Origin of the sequence: Streptomyces sp. NPDC102279, from assembly GCF_044766365.1 — a bacterium.
GTDB lineage: Bacteria > Actinomycetota > Actinomycetes > Streptomycetales > Streptomycetaceae > Streptomyces.
Window position 1 is genome coordinate 253,177 of sequence record NZ_JBIWLU010000007.1, and the last position, 16,479, is coordinate 269,655.

Consider the following 16,479-nt stretch of genomic DNA (forward strand, 5'->3'; position numbering starts at 1 on the left):
CGTGCCGCACCCGTACACCTCGCCCCCGTACGACCACGAGCTCCAGGTGCTGAACCCCGCCACCGAGGAGGTCCTCGCCACCGTCCCGGCCGCCTCCGTCCAGGACGTCGCCGACGCCGTCGCGCGGGCCACGACGGCGCAGGCCCGCTGGGCCGCCCTCGCGCCGGGCGACCGCGCCCGGCTGCTGCGCCGCTTCGCGGGCGTCGTCGACGCGCACGTCGAGGAGCTGGCCCGACTGGAGGTCCGCGAAGCCGGCCACACCCTCGGCAACGCCCGCTGGGAGGCGGGCAACGTCCGCGACCTGCTCGACTACGCGGCCGGCGGGGTGGAGCGGCTGACCGGACGTCAGATCCCGGTCGCCGGCGGCCTCGACATCACCCTCCTCGAACCGCTCGGCGTCGTCGCGGTCATCGCGCCCTGGAACTTCCCGCTGCCGATCGCCGCCTGGGGCACCGCACCCGCGCTCGCCGCCGGAAACGCCGTCATCCTGAAGCCGGCCGAGACCACCCCGCTCACCGCGCTGCGGCTCGCCGAACTCGCCCTGGAGGCAGGCCTGCCCGAGCACCTCTTCCAGGTGCTGCCGGGCGCCGGACCCGTCGCGGGCGACGCGCTCGTCGGACACCCCGGCATCGCGAAGATCGTCTTCACCGGATCGGCGGCCGTGGGCAGGCAGGTGCTCGCGAAGGGGTCCGCCCTCCTCAAGCGCGTCACCCTCGAACTCGGCGGCAAGAGCCCCAACATCGTCTTCGCGGACGCCGACATCGAGGCCGCCGCGGCAGCCACCCCGATGTCCTTCCTCGACAACTCCGGCCAGGACTGCTGCGCCCGCACCCGCATCCTCGTCCAGCGCTCCGTCCACGACCGCTTCCTCGAACTCCTCGCCCCCGCCGTCGAGTCCGTCGTCGTCGGCGACCCCGGCGACGAGCGGACCCAGATGGGCCCGCTGATCTCCAAGGTCCAGCTGGAGCGCGTACGGTCCTACGTCGACGCCGACGCGCCCGGCATCCGAGGCAAGGCCCCCGAGGGGCCGGGCTTCTGGTTCGCGCCCACCGTCCTCACCGGAGTCGAGGCCCACGCGCGCGTGGCCGTCGAGGAGGTCTTCGGGCCCGTCGCCGTGGTGCTGCCGTTCGAGGACGAGGCCGACGCCGTGCGGCTCGCGAACGCCACCGACTACGGCCTGTCCGGCTCCATCTGGACCCGTGACGTCGGCCGCGCCCTGCGCGTCTCCCAGGCCGTCCGCGCGGGCAACCTGTCCGTCAACTCCCACTCCAGCGTCCGCTATTCGACCCCCTTCGGCGGTTTCAAGCAGTCGGGGATCGGCCGCGAGCTCGGCCCGGACGCCCTCACCGCCTTCACCGAGACCAAGAACGTCTTCATCAGCACGGAGGGCCCCGCACTGTGACCGAAGCGACCGAAGCAAACATCTGCCGCCGGCTGGTCGGCCGTACCGCCGTCATCACCGGCGCCGGCAGCGGCATCGGCCTCGCCACCGCCCGCCGGCTCGCGTCCGAGGGCGCCCGGGTGGTCTGCGGCGACATCGACGAGCGCAGCGGCAAGGCGGTGGCCGAGCAGGTCGGCGGGACCTTCGTCCCGGTCGACGTCACCGACCCCGAGCAGGTCGAGGCGCTCTTCAGTACGGCGTACGACACCTACGGATCCGTCGACATCGCCTTCAACAACGCGGGCATCTCGCCGCCCGACGACGACTCCATCCTGGACACCGGCCTGGAGGCATGGAAGCGCGTCCAGGACGTCAACCTCACCTCCGTCTTCCTGTGCTGCAAGGCGGCCATCCCCTACATGCGCCGCCAGGGCCGGGGCTCCATCATCAACACGGCGTCCTTCGTGGCCCGGATGGGCGCGGCGACCTCGCAGATCTCGTACACGGCCTCCAAGGGCGGCGTCCTCGCCATGTCCCGCGAGCTGGGCGTCCAGTTCGCCCGGGAGGGCATCCGGGTCAACGCGCTGTGCCCCGGCCCCGTCAACACCCCGCTCCTCCAGGAGCTGTTCGCCAAGGACCCCGAGCGCGCCGCGCGCCGCCTGGTGCACATCCCGGTCGGACGATTCGCCGAGGCGGACGAGATCGCGGCGGCCGTCGCCTTCCTCGCCAGCGACGACTCGTCCTTCGTGAACGCCACCGACTTCCTGGTGGACGGCGGCATCTCGGGCGCGTACGTCACGCCTCTGTAGGCCTGAGCCGGGTACGGTCCACAGGTCATGCGACACCGACAGAACCGACGAAACCCGCGCATTCTCGCGTGGACCCTGGCCGCGGCCGCCCTGCTGGCGGCCGCGCCGCCCACCTCGACGTCCCCACCCCCGAACTGCCCCCGACTGTCCGGGGGTTGGTACGGCGACAACCGCGCCCACCTGCAGGACGTCATCGACTCCCGCGGCACCTGCGCGGGAGACACGGGCCACGGCCGGCGGCCGGTCGCCGCCTTCGACTGGGACAACACGGTCACCAAGAACGACGTCACCGACGCCACCATCTCCTGGGCCCTCCGGCACGACGAGATCCTGCGCCCGGCACGCTGGAAGGCCACCAGCGCCTGGCTCACCGACGCGGCCGACCGGGCGCTCACCACGGCCTGCGGCACCGGTGTCCCGGTCGGCACCCCCCTGCCGACCGCCACGAACAGCCGCTGCACGGACGAGATCCTGGAGATCCGCGAGTCCGGCCGCACCATGAGCGGGACCGCCGCCTTCGCCGGCGACTGGAACCACCGGCGCACCGTCCCCCAGTACGCCTGGGTGCCCCAACTGTTCGCCGGACACACCCTCGCCGAACTCTCCTCGTACGCCCGGCACGCCCGCGCCGAGGCCCTCGCGGCACCCGTCGGCTCGACCCGCACGCTCGGCACCCACACCGTCCCCGCGTACGTTCGCTACTACGTCCAGCAGCGTGACCTCATCCGCACCCTCCACCGCGCCGGATTCGACGTCTACATCGTCTCGGCCGGCTCCGAACCCGTCACCGAGGTCTGGTCGCGCGGCGTCGGCATCGACGCCGCGCACACCATCGCGATCCGCTCCGTCCTCGACCGGCGCGGCCGGATCACCACCCGCAACCAGGGCTGTGGCGACGTCCCCGCGAACCGCGGCGCGGCCATCCCGTACATCGACGGCAAGCGCTGCTGGATCAACCAGGAGATCTACGGCGTGCGCGGCGCGGCGGCCTGGCAGCGGCAGGACGCCCGCCACAGGACCGCGATCGCGGGCGGCGACGCCGACACCGACGTCACCTTCGTCGCGGACGCCACGGGTGCGCACCTCGTCATCAACCGCAACAAGAACGAACTCATGTGCCGGGCGTACGACGACGCCGACGGCCGCTGGGTGATCAACCCGATGTTCATCGAGCCGCTGCCCCGCAAACAGGGCCTCTACCCGTGCTCCACGAGCGCCTACACCGCCCCCGACGGCACCCTCGGACCGCTCCGCAGGTCGGACGGCTCGATCGTGCCGGACCTCGCCGACACCGTGTACTGAGGGTCGCGGCACGTTTTAGAGTGCCGGGATGAGCATGACGCCACCTCCCGGCTGGTACCGCGATCCCTCGTACCCACTCGTCGAGCGCTGGTGGGACGGATCCGCCTGGACCGAACACCGGCGTCCGCCCGAGACCGTCCAACAGCCGCTCCCGGTACAGCCGGAGGCACGCCCGCCCGGGGGTGCCTCCGGCCGCGCCAAGGCCGTCGCGCTCGGCGCCGCCGCCGTCGTCCTCGTCGCCGCTATCGTCACCGGCGCCGTCCTGCTGCGCCTCGACCACAGCGGCGGAGAGAGCGCCGCGCGGACCACCCCGGCGGTCGCGTCCCCCGCGGACACCGGACCCTCGCCCACACCTTCCGGACCCTCGCCCTCGGCCGGTGACCCGTCCGTCGTCGTGGACCAGCTCAACGGCATCACCCTGCCGTTGCGGGCCGGCTGGGCCCGGCCGAAGTACGTCGCCGACCACGACGTGGTGATGACCACCCCGGGCACCTACGACTGTCCGGGCGACCCCGGCCTGTGCCGGCACGGCCAGGTCAGCTCGCGGACGGCCACGGCCACCGACGTGACCTCCCCGAAGGCCCTCGCGGAGGGCGACATCAAGGACGCGACGGACAGCGTGTACGACCGTGACCTGGTCGGCAGCAGGCCCTTCCGGGGCGTCACCTCGCACACCCTGGTCAAGACCGGGTCGGTCGCCGTCGCGGGGCGCGCCGGGTACTTCGTGCGCTGGCGGGTCAAGACCGGTGTGGGGCCCGGGGGTTACGTCGAGTCGCTGGCCTTCCCGTCCAGCGTCGGCACGCAGGCCCTGGTCATCGTCCGGTTCGCCTTCGACGCGGGCACGGACGGGCCGCCGCTGTCCGACATGGACCGGATCACCCGGGGGATCCGGTCCGTCGGCGGCACCAGCGCGGGCGGCGGCGTGGGCAGCAGCATCGGCCCGTCGGACTGAGCGAGCGGCTCAGAGGAACGTGTGTCCCTCACCCCGGTAGGTCGGCACGGTCGCGGTCACCGCGTCGCCCTCGACCAGGTGCAGTGTGTCGAACCGCTCGCACAGTTCACCCGCCTTGGCGTGCCGGAACCACACCTTGTCGCCGATGAGCAGATCGTCCGCCGGAGATCCGAGCAGCGGGGTCTGCACCTCGCCCGGGCCCTCCTGCGGGTCGTACGCCAGCCCCTCCGGGAGGTGGGGGACCGGCAGCCGGTCGGGGCCCGCCGCGCCGGACGCCGGATAGCCGCCGCCCAGCACCGTCACGATCCCGACGCCCGGCCGCCGCACGACGGGCTGGGCGAACAGCGCGGCCGGACGGCCACTGAACGAGGTGTAGTTGTCGAAGAGCCGCGGCACGTAGAGTCCCGACCCCGCGGCGATCTCGGTGACCGCGTCCTCGGCGGCCGTGTGCTGGACGCTGCCGGTGCCACCGCCGTTGACGAACTCCAGGTCGGGCTCCACGGCCCGTACCGCGCGGACCACCTCCGCGCGCCGCTGGATCAGCTCCTTGCGGGCGGTGGCCTGCATCAGCCGCACGGCCCGCGACCGCAGCGGCCGCCCCGCGACGGAGTCGCCGACGCCCGCGATGTGCCCCTCGTAGGCCATGATCCCCACGAGCTTGAACCCGGGCGCGCGCTTGATCGCCCGGGCCAGGTCCGCGACCTGGGCGGGGGAGTGCAGCGGCGAGCGCAGCGCCCCGACCCTGACCCGGCCCCCGAACAGCTTCAGCGCGGTGTCCAACTCCAGGCAGACACGCACGACTTCGGTGCCGCCCTGCCGGGCCTCGTCGATGAGCCGCAGCTGCGCCGGGTCGTCGACCATGACGGTCACCGCGGCGGCGAGCTTGGGGTCGGAGGTCAGCTCGGCGTAGGCCTTGCGGTCGGCCGACGGGTAGGCGAGCAGGACGTCCTCGAAACCCGACCTGGCCAGCCACAGCGACTCGGCGAGGGTGAAGGACATGATCCCCGCGAAGCCGTCCCGGCCCAGGACACGCTCCAGGAGGGCGCGGCAGCGCACGGACTTGCTGGCGACCCGGATCGGCTTGCCGCCGGCCCTGCGGACGAGATCGTCCGCGTTCGCGTCGAAGGCCTCCAGGTCCACGATCGCGACGGGGGCGTCGAGGTGAGCGGTGGCCCGGTCGTAGCGGGCCCTGTCGGCGGCACGGGCAGTCATGCACGCAGCCTGCCAGACTCGATTACCGCAGGGTAGGGGGACGTTCCGGGCAGATGCCCCGGGGCTTCGGACTGGTTCCCTCCGGACGCGCGTCAACCCGTAGAGTGACGCGGACGCGGGGAGGAACGACCTCGCCCCGACGGGCCCTGCCCGGGGTGACGGTCCACCGGTACGGGTATGCGTGTTCGTGGCGGGCCCCTTCCGCACAGGAACGGCCCGGATGGACTCCGCGAGGGCCGGTAGCCCGGTACGAGGAAACGGGGGGTGCATGAGCACGGAAGCGCGCCGAGCCGCCCCTCCGCCGCGCCCCTCCGGCCCACCGCCGTCCGGACACCGGCCGACCCCGCACCCGGACGAGGGCCCGGAGTCCACGGACACTCCGGCCCCCGCCGAGACGCCGGCGCCCCCGCAGTCCTCGCCCCCTTCGCCGTACGCACCACCCTCGACGACACCCGCCGCGCCCCCCTACGCACCGTCTCCGTCGTCCTTCGCGCCTCCTTACGCACCGCCTTCGGGGTACTCCGTGTCCGCGCAGGCCTCGCGCTCGTTCGCGGCGCCCGCCGCGCCCGCCGCTTCCCCGCCGGCCCCGCCGCGTCCGGCGACCCCGCCCGCTCCGGCGACCCTGCCGGACGGGACGCCGCCGCCGATGCCGGCCGGTCCGCCGCCCGTCCCGCGCGCCCGGGACGCGGAGGCACCGCCGGTTCCGACGTCCACGCCCGGCCTCTCGACGCCGCCGCGCCCGGAACGGCTTCCGGCGGGCGGCGAAGCCTGGGAGTCCGGGCGCAGCTCGTCGGCGGCCGGGAGCACGGCGCCGGGACGCGGCTACGCGCCCCCCATCGAGGGGGAGTCGTGGTCCGACGAACCACCTCCGCGGCAAGCGAAGGAACGGTCCGGCGCCCACCCCTCCTCACCCGGCCGGGGCGCCGCACCCCGAACACCCTCCGTCCCGGAACAGGGCACCGACCCCCGCCGTCCGTCCCCGGACGAGAACACCGCACCCCGGAACCTCTCCTCGACCGGCCCGAGCACCGACGTCAGGAACGCTTCGGCCCCGGACCGGGGCGCGACCTCCCGCAACGCGTCGGCCCCCGGGCGCGGGGCGGTATCCGGCGACCCTGGCTCGACCGGCCCGAGCGCCGAGGTCAGGAACGCTTCGGTCCTGGGGCAGGGCGGGACCTCCCGCAACGCGTCGGCCCCCGGGCGCGGGGCGGTATCCGGCGACCCTGGCTCGACCGGGCAGAACGCCGAGGTCAGGAACGCTTCGGCCCAGGGCCGGGGCGCGACCTCCCGCAACGCGTCGGCCCCCGGGCGCGGGGCGGTATCCGGGCGCGGGGCGGTATCCGGCGACCCTGGCTCGACCGGGCAGAACGCCGAGGTCAGGAACCCTTCGGCCCAGGGCCGGGGCGCGACCTCCCGCAACGCGTCCGCCCCCGGCCGGGGCGCGGTATCCGGCGACTCTGGCTCGACCGGGCAGAACGCCGAGGTCAGGAACCCTTCGACCCCGGGGCAGGGCCCGACGTCGAGCAATCCTTCGTCCCCCGGCCAGGGCGCCGCATCGAGGAACCCGTCCGCTCCCGGTCGGGGCGCCGCGTCCCGCTATCCGTCCTCGCCGGACGAGAGCACCGGACCCCGGGACCTCTCCCCGACCGGCCGGAACGCCGACTTCAGGACCGCTTCGAACCCGGGCCGGGGCGCGACCTCGCGCAACCCGTCGCCCCCCGACCAGGGAACCGCCCCTCGGCACCCCTCCTCGCCCGGCCAGGGAGCCGCGTCCCGGTCGCGGCAGGCCGCGCCGTACCCCGGTGCGGGGGTTCCGCCCCGTCCGCCCGGCCCGCCCCAGGGTGCGGATCCGTCCGTGCCGTCGCAGCCCGGGGGCCCGCCGCCGATGCCGGAACAGGCCCCTTCGGAGCGTCAACAGGAGCGGTACGGGCGGGAGTTCGGAACAGATCGCGCGGTGCCCCCGGCGTCGGGTCAGGAGTCCCCGCGCTTCCCGCGACTGCGTCCGGGGGCGATGATCCCGCCGCCCCCCGCGGCCACCGCACGCTTCCCGGACACGCCCCCCGCCACCGAGGACTCCCCGCGCAGCGGCCGGGTGCCCCACCCGGCCGAGCCGTCGCGGGCCGGAGCGCCAGGGCGTTCCGCCGTTCCCGGTGAGGGGCCGGCGGAGACGACCCGACGGCTGCGACCCATCCGTACGGAGAATCCCCCCACGCCCGCCGCGGCGGATCCGCTCCCTCCGCAGCCGACGGCCCCGGCTCCTCCTGCCGGAGCCCCGGGTGCGGAGCGCCCCTTCGTGTCGTTCGCCGAGCCCGAGACCTACGGGGACGCCCCCGCACCGGCCCGTCCGTTCTTCGGGCGGCCCCGGACGCGCACCGCCGCCGCCGCGGCCTGTGTCGTCCTCGGACTCGGCCTCATCGGCGGTGCCGTGACGGGGAGTTGGCTCACCGGCGACGACACGGACGCCCCCGGATCGCGCGGCGCCTTCGCCGCGGCCGGGGAACTCTGGCACAGCGTGCCCGTGGACCAGCTCTTCCCGCCGAGCGTGCGGGGCGACGGAGCGGGCCCCGGCGGCTCCGACCGCGTCTGGACACGGATCGCCGTCGCCCCGGACGCCGGCTGCGCGAACGCCTTCGACCCGCTGCTGCGCAAGGCCCTCGCCCCCGTCGGCTGCCTGCGCCTGCTGCGCGCCACCTACGTGGACGCGACCCTGAGCCACGTCACCACCGTCGGCCTGCTGTTCACCAAGGCGGACGCCGCGGCGATGACCGCGCTGAAGGCCCGCTTCGGCAAGGAGGGCCTGGACCGGCGCACCGACCTGATGCCCCGGACCTACCCCGCCAAGGGCACCCCGGCCGAGGACTTCGGCGACGCCCAGCGCGCGTCCTGGACCGAGTCGGTCCTCACGGACGCCCCGGTCGTCGTGTTCGCCGTCTCCGGATTCGCCGACGGGCGCACGGTCACCGCACCGCAGCCCGCCGCCGACGCCATGAAGCCCGAGGCGACGACCGCGCCCGCCCAGGCAGGACTCGGCCACGAGGCACAGGGGCTCGCCGACCGGGTGGAGCGGAGCCTCCGCAAGACCGTCACCCCGGCCACGGAGAAGCCGTCATGACCCGCGAGCCCGTTCCCGTCCGCGCCGCCACCGCCGCCGCACCCGCGCGGACCGCCGCGGGCCGGGCCCGCCGTTTCCGCGTCCCGGCAGCCCGTGGTTCCGGGCTCTCCCGCCGGTCCGCCGCGCTCAGTGTCCTGCTCGCCGCCTCCCTCGCCCTGGTGCCCACGGCCGCCGCCCACGCCGACGGCATACGGGCCCAGCAGTGGGGCCTCGACGCGATGCACACGCAGCAGGCGTGGCGGACGACCAAGGGCAAGGGCATCACCGTCGCGGTCCTCGACACCGGCGTCGACGCCCGCCACCCGGACCTCACCGGCAACGTCCTCACCGGCAAGGACATGGTCGGTTTCGGCGCGAGCCGGGGCGACCGTGCGTGGGCCCGGCACGGCACCGCCATGGCGGGCATCATCGCCGGTCACGGCCACGGGGCCGGCGACGCCGACGGAGTCATGGGCATCGCGCCCGAGGCCCGGATCCTGCCCGTCCGCGTCATCCTCGAAGACGCCGACCCGGCCCGCTCCAAGGCCCGCACCACCCGGGGCAACGCCCTCGCCGAAGGCATCCGCTGGGCCACCGACCACGGCGCCGACGTCATCAACCTCTCCCTCGGCGACGACTCCAGGTCCGCGCACCCCGAACCCGCCGAGGACGAAGCCGTCCAGTACGCGCTGAGGAAGGGCGTCGCCGTCGTGGCCTCCGCAGGGAACGGCGGCGAGAAGGGCGACCACATCTCCTACCCCGCCGCGTACCCCGGTGTGATCGCCGCGACCGCCGTCGACCGCTACGGAACCCGTGCCTCGTTCTCCACCCGCCGCTGGTACGCCACCGTCAGCGCCCCGGGCGTCGACGTCGTCATCGCCGATCCGGACGACCGGTACTACGAAGGCTGGGGCACCAGCGCCGCGTCCGCGTTCGTCTCCGGCGCGGTCGCGCTCATCCGGGCGGCCCACCCGGGCCTCGCCCCGGCCCAGATCAAACAGCTCCTGGAGGACACCGCGCGCAACGTGCCCTCGGGAGGCCGCGACGACGCGCGGGGCTTCGGCTTCATCGACCCGGCCGCGGCCATCGAGGCCGGCGACCGGCTCAAGCCCGAAGGCCTCACCTCGGCCGCGTACGGCCGGAAGTACTTCGGCACCGGGCCCGAGACCTCGGACGACGACGGCGGATCGGCCGACTGGGCCGGCCCCCTCGCGGGCGCCCTGGGCCTGGCCCTGCTGGCGGCGGCCGTGGTCCTGTGGCGCGGACGCAAGGGCGCGCCCCTGTTCGGTCGGCGCTAGACCGGGTCTCCCCGGATCAGCGACCGCCGGCCCGCCCGACGCGCCGCCGGGCCCTCACTTCTCCCCGGAGTCCTGGAACGCGGCGATCGCCGCCTTGGACGCCGCCTCCACCAGCGAGATCCCCTCGGCCTGCGTGGAGTTGCCGTCCGACAGCACCGCCACGAGGTAGTCGTGACCGTCGACGGTCACGCGCCCGATGCTGTTGATGTCCCACAGGCCGGTCGCGGTCCGCGGCAACCACCCGTTCTTCAGGGCCCACCGCGTGCCGTCGGCCGCGGCCGACACCCCCCACCGCTGACCTGTCGCTATCTTCCCCATGAGGCCCTGGAGATAGTTCCGGGAGCCCGAGCCGAGTTCCGAGTCGTCCCCGAACACCTGCTGCAACAGGGTCAGTTGATCGGCCGCCGTGGTCTGTGTCAGCCCCCACAGCTCGCCGTCGCCGCCCTTCGTACCGGTCAGGCCGAAGCGCTTGTTCGCGGCGTCGAGGCCGTCCGCCCGGCCGATCGCGGCCCACAGCGCGGACGCCGAGGCGTTGTCGCTGTTCTCGATCATCGTGGTGGCGTAGGCCTTCTCCTGGGCGGTGAGGTGCCGGTCCGCGTCCTGCGCCCGCAGCAGCAGCGCCGCCAGGATGTCCACCTTGACGATGCTCGCGGTGTCGAAGGTGCCGTCGCCGTACCCGGCGCTCTCCCCGGAGTCGACGTCGAGGACGGCGACCGACGCCTTCGCGCCGTCCGCTGCCTTCACCGACTTCATCGCCTTCGAGAGCAGCGCGTCCCGGTCCACCGACGGCTCCGCCACGGGTTCCACCGACGCCTCCTCACCGACCGACGGCGACACCGAGGGGAGTGCCGACGCCGACGACGCCGACGATACGAGTCCCTTGCCCTCGTGCGCATGCGCCTGTACGTACACGGTCCCGGCTCCCGTGACGCCGACGAGCACCGCGGAGGCCACCGCGGTGTAGAGGAGCGAGGTGCGCCGGACGGGCCGGGCGCGGCGCCCGCGGGATCTGTGACGGTCCATGCCGCGATGCTGGTCGGCCCGACTGTGCGCCCGGTTAGACGCGTGTTAGAGCTGTGTCAGCGAAGACTGAGAAACCCGTGAATCCGGTCACCACCGGGTTTCGGGGCCCGCACAACCGCACCAGCATCCCCCCGATAGGGTCAGGGACCGTGGCGAACAAGAACATTCCCGACTCCGGCTTCCCCGACGACGACGGCTCCGCCGATCCCCGGCTGAGCGCGGCGCTCGCCGCCTGGTCGGCGGACCGTACCGCCGTACCGCCGGTCCTGGAGGCCCTCAAGGACGCCCGGCTGCTCGTGCCGGTCGTGGCGGTCCTCGGTGAGGTCGAGGAGGACGAGAACGGGCTGCGCCACGAGAAGACCAGTGACATGGCGGTGCCGACCCTCAAGGCAGGGGACCGCACGGCGCTGCCCGCCTTCACGTGCACGGACTCGCTGGCCCGCTGGGACCCCGCGGCCCGCCCCGTCGCCGTACCCCTGCGTCAGGTGCTGGAGGCCGCGGCGCACGAGAAGGCCGACACGATCGTGCTGGACCTGGCCGGGCCCGTCGCCTTCCAGCTGACCGGCTCCGCCCTGCTGGCGCTCGCCGAGGGCCGTACGACCGCGGAACCGCTGGCCGATCCCGCCGTCGTCGAGGCGGTACGGGCCGCGGTCGCCGCCGAGCCCCTGGTGGTCCGCGCCCATCTCGGCCCCGGCGGCGCCGACGGCACCCTCGCCCTCGTGCTCGACCCTTCGGCCGCCCCCGCCGAGGCCGCCCGCGCGGTGGCCGAGCGGCTCGCGGCCGACGAGACACTGCGGGCCCGCCTGGTCCGCGGCCTCGACCTGGCACTCCTGCCGGCCGAGGCGACACCACCGGGCGAGCCCCTGTACGTGCGCCGCTGAGCGGGACGGGTCAGCCGTAGACCGGGCCCGTGTACTTCTCGCCCGGCCCCTGGCCCGGCTCGTCCGGGACGAGGGAGGCCTCGCGGAAGGCGAGCTGGAGCGACTTCAGGCCGTCGCGCAGGGGGGCCGCGTGGAAGGAGCTGATCTCGGTCGTGCTCGCGTCGAGAAGCCCGGCGAGCGCGGTGACGAGCTTGCGGGCCTCGTCCAGGTCCTTGTGTTCGTCGCCCTCCTCGGTGAGACCGAGCTTCACCGCGGCGGCGCTCATCAGGTTGACGGCGACCGTCACGATGACCTCGACCGCGGGGACCTCGGCGATGTCGCGGGTCATGGTGTCGAAGTCGGGGTTCTGGGGAGGGGTGTCACTCATGGCTCCCACGATAGGCCCCGGCGCGCACGCCCCCGCCCGCGGGAGTGTTCCCGCTGGTACGGGACGGCCGGGAGGCCGTCGGTTAGCGCGTGCCCGGCGGAACTGCTAACCTTGTGTAACGACCGGCCGGACACGTATGTGCTTCGGCCCACAAGTGGAGGCTCCGACTTCCCACCTGACTGTCCTCCGGGACGGCGGGTCACCCGGTCAGGCGGCCGCCACCGTTCCGTACGGACGGTGGAGTCGCCCGAATGTGCGCCCCGCGGTTGACGCGGCGGTGTTCCGGTAGTCCATGGAGCCCCGCCTGTGTCCCGTCAGGGGCATTTTTCATGTCCCACGACGGTTGGTCCACGTGTCATCAGAGACATACGCGGCTGTCCGCCAGACCGCCGTGTGGTGCAACCGAGGAGGATCCATCAGCACCGAGCCCCGCATCAACGACCGGATTCGTGTTCCCGAAGTGCGACTTGTCGGTCCCAGCGGCGAGCAGGTCGGGATTGTTCCGCTTGCCAAGGCCCTTGAGCTCGCTCAGGAGTACGACCTCGACCTGGTCGAGGTCGCGGCGAGCGCACGTCCGCCCGTATGCAAGCTCATGGACTACGGCAAGTTCAAGTATGAATCGGCCATGAAGGCTCGTGAGGCGCGCAAGAACCAGGCGCACACGGTCATCAAGGAGATGAAGCTCCGGCCGAAGATCGACCCGCACGACTATGACACGAAGAAGGGTCACGTCGTCCGGTTCCTCAAGCAGGGCGACAAGGTCAAGATCACGATCATGTTCCGCGGTCGTGAGCAGTCCCGGCCGGAGCTCGGCTACCGACTGCTGCAGAGGCTCGCCACGGACGTGGAGGACCTCGGGTTCATCGAGTCGAACCCGAAGCAGGACGGCCGAAACATGATCATGGTTCTCGGTCCGCACAAGAAGAAGACCGAGGCGATGGCCGAGGCCCGTGAGGCCCAGGCGGCTCGCAAGGCCGACGCGAAGGCCAACCCCGGCCGTTCGCAGAACGCCGCCGAGGGTGAGCTGGACGAGGACGAGATCGCCGAGGGCGAGATCACCGAGGCCGAGTCCACCGAGGCTCCGGCCGAGGCATCCGCCGAGGCATGATCCCAGGGCCCCCGCCCCGGGATGTCAATCGATACATATGACGTTCCACCGTGCCCGGTCCAGCGACCGGGCACCGGAACGCCACTGACGAGGAGAGAACGGCGCTATGCCGAAGAACAAGTCGCACAGCGGTGCCAGCAAGCGCTTCAAGATCACCGGCTCCGGCAAGGTGCTCCGTGAGCGTGCCGGCAAGCGCCACCTGCTCGAGCACAAGTCGTCCCGCGTGACCCGTCGTCTCACCGGCACCGCCGAGATGGCCCCGGGCGACGCCAAGAAGATCAAGAAGCTTCTCGGCAAGTGACGTACCGGCGCCTCGGCGCCGCGCACGTCTGAACCGGGACCCCATCGAATTCGGGCCGTGTGAGTCCAACCACGGCCCCGCTACAAGGAGTTAACAAGTGGCACGCGTCAAGCGGGCAGTCAACGCCCACAAGAAGCGCCGGGCAATTCTCGAGGCGGCCAAGGGCTACCGCGGTCAGCGTTCGCGCCTGTACCGCAAGGCCAAGGAGCAGGTCACCCACTCCCTGGTCTACAACTACAACGACCGCAAGAAGCGCAAGGGCGACTTCCGTCGGCTGTGGATCCAGCGCATCAACGCTGCGGCCCGCCAGAACGGCATGACGTACAACCGCCTCATCCAGGGTCTGAACGCCGCCAACATCGAGGTGGACCGCAAGATCCTCGCGGAGCTGGCCGTCAACGACGCCAACGCGTTCGCCGCGCTCGTCGAGGTCGCGCAGAAGGCGCTGCCGTCGGACGTCAACGCGCCGAAGGCCGCCTGACACCGACGCCGGCCCTCGCCGGATGTCACCGGACCCGCAGGTTCTCGCCTGCGGGTCCGTCGTGTTCCGCGCGGCAGCAACTCCCCCCGCAACGTGAAGGTGACCGCATGCCCCCCGCCGCCCCCGAGCTGATCTCCCCGCGCTCGCCGCGCGTCGTCGCCGCCCGCCGGCTCGCCAGGCGGAACTTCCGGGGCAAGGAGCGGCTCTTCCTCGCCGAGGGGCCGCAGGCCGTACGGGAGGCCGCCGCGCACCGCGCCGACGGCACCGCCACCCTCGTCGAAGTGTTCGCCACCGTCGAGGCGGCCGAGAGGTACGCCGACATCGTCGGCGCCGCCCGCGCCGCCGGCGCCCGCGTGCACCTCGCCGAGGAGGAGGTCATCGCCGACATCTCCACCACGGTCACCCCGCAGGGCCTCGTCGGGATCTGCCGCTTCCTCGACACCTCCTTCGAGGACGTCCTCAAGGCCCGGCCCCGCCTCGTCGCCGTGCTCGCGCACGTCCGCGACCCCGGGAACGCCGGCACCGTCCTGCGCTGCGCCGACGCCGCCGGCGCCGAGGCCGTCGTACTCACCGACGCCTCCGTCGACCTCTACAACCCCAAGGCCGTCCGCGCCTCCGTGGGGTCCCTGTTCCATCTGCCCGTCGCCGTCGGCGTCCCCGTCGAACGGGCCGTCGCGGGCCTCAAGGACTTGGGCGTCCGGATCGTCGCCGCCGACGGGGCGGGCGAGGACGACCTCGACGACGAGCTCGACAAGGGGACCATGGGCGGCCCCACCGCCTGGGTGTTCGGAAACGAGGCCTGGGGACTCCCGGAGGAGACCCGGGCGCTGGCCGACGCCGTCGTGCGCGTCCCGATCCACGGAAAGGCCGAGAGTCTGAACCTCGCCACCGCCGCGGCCGTATGTCTCTACGCGTCGGCCCGTGCACAGCGAGCCTCCACAGGGTGCCGCTCCGTCACCGACAGCTAGTAGGGTGACGGGCTCGGGGGCCCTCTGCGCCAGACGAGAGGTGGGGTACGGGGATGAGTGTCGGCACGGGCGGTGCGCACAGCGCGCTGCGAGCACGCGACGTGCGCGGCACCCCCGCGTCCCGGCCGGATGACGACGCCGACCCGAAGCCCGGGACCGGCGTCGACCCCGACGACCTGCCCGACGGACTCGTCGTCGCCGACGAGCACGGCCGGGTGATCTGTTTCAACGCCGCCGCCGCCCGGATCACCGCGGTCCCCGCCGCCCAGGCCCTCGGGCGCCGTCTGGAGACGGCACTGCCGCTGGAGGACCTGGAGGGACGCCGGTGGTGGCAGCTGACCGACCCCTACGGCGGCCTCGCCATCCGCAACGGCCAGCCCGAGCGCAATCTGCTGCTCCCCGGCGGCCGTGAGGTACTGGTCGCCGCCCGCTACGTACGGACCCGGCCCACCGGGCCCGTCCGCCGCGTCGTCGTCTCCCTGCGCGACACCGAGGCCCGCCGCCGCACCGAGCGCAGCCACGCGGAGCTGATCGCCACGGTCGCCCACGAACTGCGCTCGCCGCTCACCTCGGTCAAGGGCTTCACCGCGACCCTGCTCGCCAAGTGGGAACGCTTCACGGACGACCAGAAGAAGCTGATGCTGGAGACCGTCGACGCCGACGCCAACCGCGTCACCCGGCTCATCGCCGAACTGCTCGACATCTCCCGCATCGACTCCGGACGCCTCGAGCTGCGCCGCCAGCCCGTCGACATGGGCGTCGCGGTCGGCCGCCACATCCAGGCGTACGTCGCCTCCGGCCAGCCCGCCGACCGTTTCCTGCTGCGCATCGAGCAGCCGCTGCCCGGACTGTGGGCCGACCCCGACAAGGTCGACCAGGTGCTGAGCAACCTGATCGAAAATGCGGTGCGGCACGGCGAGGGAACCGTCACCATTGACGTGGCACCCTCGGTCTCCCCGCGTGAGCGGGCGGACGAGGAGGGCCCGGCGAGTGCCGTCACGTCGGTCACCGTGAGCGACGAGGGCACCGGAATCCCGGAGGAGTCCATGAACCGCGTCTTCACCCGCTTCTGGCGGGGCAGCAAGCGCGGTGGCACCGGCCTCGGGCTCTACATCGTCAAGGGCATCGTCGAAGCCCACGGCGGCACGATCACGGTCGGCCGCGCCCCCGGCGGGGGCGCCGAGTTCCGATTTACGTTGCCCGTGGGCACCCCGGCGTATCTCCTCTGACGCCGCGGCGGACCCCACGGGCTCATCCGCACGGGAGCACCGCGAGGGCGCCCAGTCCTGGGCAGGCCCCCACCCC

The 16,479-nt window shown here is 73.4% G+C and carries 16 protein-coding genes; 12 read left to right on the forward strand and 4 right to left on the reverse strand.

The genetic code is table 11. From position 1 onward, the window contains the following. The first annotated feature begins 1 nt into the window (after position 1). From ACIRQH_RS19565 to ACIRQH_RS19580, 4 genes are read left to right on the forward strand one after another with little or no spacing between them, the layout of a single operon-like run. The gene (locus tag ACIRQH_RS19565) at positions 2-1,402 is read left to right on the forward strand and encodes an aldehyde dehydrogenase family protein (protein WP_388930364.1); all 1,401 of its coding nucleotides are present in this window, start codon (positions 2-4) and stop codon (positions 1,400-1,402) included. Next, complete coding sequence (locus tag ACIRQH_RS19570; protein ID WP_388930366.1) at positions 1,399-2,190, forward strand: 3-oxoacyl-ACP reductase; 792 nt, start codon at positions 1,399-1,401, stop codon at positions 2,188-2,190. The genes ACIRQH_RS19565 and ACIRQH_RS19570 overlap by 4 nt, the downstream gene beginning before the upstream one ends. A gap of 27 nt (positions 2,191-2,217) precedes the next feature. Next, entirely contained in the window at positions 2,218-3,492 is a 1,275-nt protein-coding gene (locus tag ACIRQH_RS19575) for a haloacid dehalogenase-like hydrolase (protein ID WP_388930368.1), read from the forward strand. Between the two features lie 28 nt (positions 3,493-3,520). Beyond that, the gene (locus ACIRQH_RS19580; RefSeq protein WP_388930370.1) at positions 3,521-4,444 is read left to right on the forward strand and encodes a DUF2510 domain-containing protein; all 924 of its coding nucleotides are present in this window, start codon (positions 3,521-3,523) and stop codon (positions 4,442-4,444) included. A 9-nt stretch (positions 4,445-4,453) separates the two neighbouring features. Here the strand turns inward: ACIRQH_RS19580 and ACIRQH_RS19585 are convergent, their stop codons facing one another. Both ACIRQH_RS19585 and ACIRQH_RS19590 read right to left on the reverse strand, forming a co-directional pair. After that, entirely contained in the window at positions 4,454-5,656 is a 1,203-nt protein-coding gene (locus tag ACIRQH_RS19585; protein WP_388868702.1) for an amino acid deaminase/aldolase, read from the reverse strand. 498 nt (positions 5,657-6,154) lie between these two features. After that, the gene (locus ACIRQH_RS19590) at positions 6,155-6,370 is read right to left on the reverse strand and encodes a hypothetical protein (RefSeq protein WP_404226646.1); all 216 of its coding nucleotides are present in this window, start codon (positions 6,368-6,370) and stop codon (positions 6,155-6,157) included. A 1,579-nt stretch (positions 6,371-7,949) separates the two neighbouring features. Here ACIRQH_RS19590 and ACIRQH_RS19595 point away from each other — a divergent pair. Next, positions 7,950-8,768, forward strand: a complete 819-nt coding sequence (locus tag ACIRQH_RS19595) for a hypothetical protein (RefSeq protein ID WP_388868699.1) — start codon at positions 7,950-7,952, stop codon at positions 8,766-8,768. After that, positions 8,765-10,045 (forward strand): type VII secretion-associated serine protease mycosin, encoded by a 1,281-nt coding sequence (mycP, locus tag ACIRQH_RS19600; RefSeq protein WP_388868697.1) that lies wholly within the window; start codon positions 8,765-8,767, stop codon positions 10,043-10,045. Before ACIRQH_RS19595 ends, mycP begins: the two co-directional genes overlap by 4 nt. 54 nt (positions 10,046-10,099) lie before the next feature. On the opposite strand, the gene ACIRQH_RS19605 is transcribed toward mycP, so the two are convergent. Further along, positions 10,100-11,068, reverse strand: coding sequence for a serine hydrolase (locus ACIRQH_RS19605; RefSeq protein ID WP_404226647.1), 969 nt, complete (start codon positions 11,066-11,068; stop codon positions 10,100-10,102). Positions 11,069-11,217: 149 nt separating this feature from the next. On the opposite strand from ACIRQH_RS19605, the gene ACIRQH_RS19610 reads away from it, so the two are divergent. Continuing rightward, positions 11,218-11,949 carry an SseB family protein gene (locus ACIRQH_RS19610; protein ID WP_388930377.1) on the forward strand — a complete coding sequence of 244 codons (732 nt, stop codon included), beginning with the start codon at positions 11,218-11,220 and terminating at the stop codon, positions 11,947-11,949. Between the two features lie 10 nt (positions 11,950-11,959). Here the strand turns inward: ACIRQH_RS19610 and ACIRQH_RS19615 are convergent, their stop codons facing one another. Then, positions 11,960-12,316: a DUF1844 domain-containing protein gene (locus tag ACIRQH_RS19615; RefSeq protein WP_164371095.1), complete on the reverse strand. Its 357-nt coding sequence runs from the start codon at positions 12,314-12,316 to the stop codon at positions 11,960-11,962. Between the two features lie 391 nt (positions 12,317-12,707). On the opposite strand from ACIRQH_RS19615, the gene infC reads away from it, so the two are divergent. The 5 genes from infC to ACIRQH_RS19640 all read left to right on the forward strand — a co-directional run bounded on the left by infC (position 12,708) and on the right by ACIRQH_RS19640 (position 16,403). Beyond that, positions 12,708-13,424 carry a translation initiation factor IF-3 gene (gene infC / locus ACIRQH_RS19620; RefSeq protein WP_358817239.1) on the forward strand — a complete coding sequence of 239 codons (717 nt, stop codon included), beginning with the start codon at positions 12,708-12,710 and terminating at the stop codon, positions 13,422-13,424. A 106-nt stretch (positions 13,425-13,530) separates the two neighbouring features. Then, the gene (gene rpmI, locus ACIRQH_RS19625; RefSeq protein ID WP_073499621.1) at positions 13,531-13,725 is read left to right on the forward strand and encodes a 50S ribosomal protein L35; all 195 of its coding nucleotides are present in this window, start codon (positions 13,531-13,533) and stop codon (positions 13,723-13,725) included. Between the two features lie 97 nt (positions 13,726-13,822). Then, positions 13,823-14,206 carry a 50S ribosomal protein L20 gene (gene rplT / locus ACIRQH_RS19630; RefSeq protein WP_329212826.1) on the forward strand — a complete coding sequence of 128 codons (384 nt, stop codon included), beginning with the start codon at positions 13,823-13,825 and terminating at the stop codon, positions 14,204-14,206. Between the two features lie 107 nt (positions 14,207-14,313). Further along, positions 14,314-15,174, forward strand: a complete 861-nt coding sequence (locus ACIRQH_RS19635) for a TrmH family RNA methyltransferase (protein WP_388868689.1) — start codon at positions 14,314-14,316, stop codon at positions 15,172-15,174. Positions 15,175-15,227: 53 nt separating this feature from the next. Further along, complete coding sequence (locus tag ACIRQH_RS19640) at positions 15,228-16,403, forward strand: ATP-binding protein (RefSeq protein ID WP_358817172.1); 1,176 nt, start codon at positions 15,228-15,230, stop codon at positions 16,401-16,403. The last annotated feature ends 76 nt before the right edge of the window (positions 16,404-16,479 follow it).

Bases quoted from the DNA above. Each gene is read 5' to 3' on its own strand.
- rpmI (WP_073499621.1), top strand. From the start codon at position 13,531: ATGCCGAAGAACAAGTCGCACAGCGGTGCCAGCAAGCGCTTCAAGATC.
- ACIRQH_RS19635 (WP_388868689.1), top strand. From the start codon at position 14,314: ATGCCCCCCGCCGCCCCCGAGCTGATCTCCCCGCGCTCGCCGCGCGTC.
- ACIRQH_RS19585 (WP_388868702.1), bottom strand. From the start codon at position 5,656: ATGACTGCCCGTGCCGCCGACAGGGCCCGCTACGACCGGGCCACCGCT.
- ACIRQH_RS19575 (WP_388930368.1), top strand. From the start codon at position 2,218: ATGCGACACCGACAGAACCGACGAAACCCGCGCATTCTCGCGTGGACC.
- ACIRQH_RS19640 (WP_358817172.1), top strand. From the start codon at position 15,228: ATGAGTGTCGGCACGGGCGGTGCGCACAGCGCGCTGCGAGCACGCGAC.
- ACIRQH_RS19605 (WP_404226647.1), bottom strand. From the start codon at position 11,068: ATGGACCGTCACAGATCCCGCGGGCGCCGCGCCCGGCCCGTCCGGCGC.
- mycP (WP_388868697.1), top strand. From the start codon at position 8,765: ATGACCCGCGAGCCCGTTCCCGTCCGCGCCGCCACCGCCGCCGCACCC.
- ACIRQH_RS19615 (WP_164371095.1), bottom strand. From the start codon at position 12,316: ATGAGTGACACCCCTCCCCAGAACCCCGACTTCGACACCATGACCCGC.
- ACIRQH_RS19580 (WP_388930370.1), top strand. From the start codon at position 3,521: ATGAGCATGACGCCACCTCCCGGCTGGTACCGCGATCCCTCGTACCCA.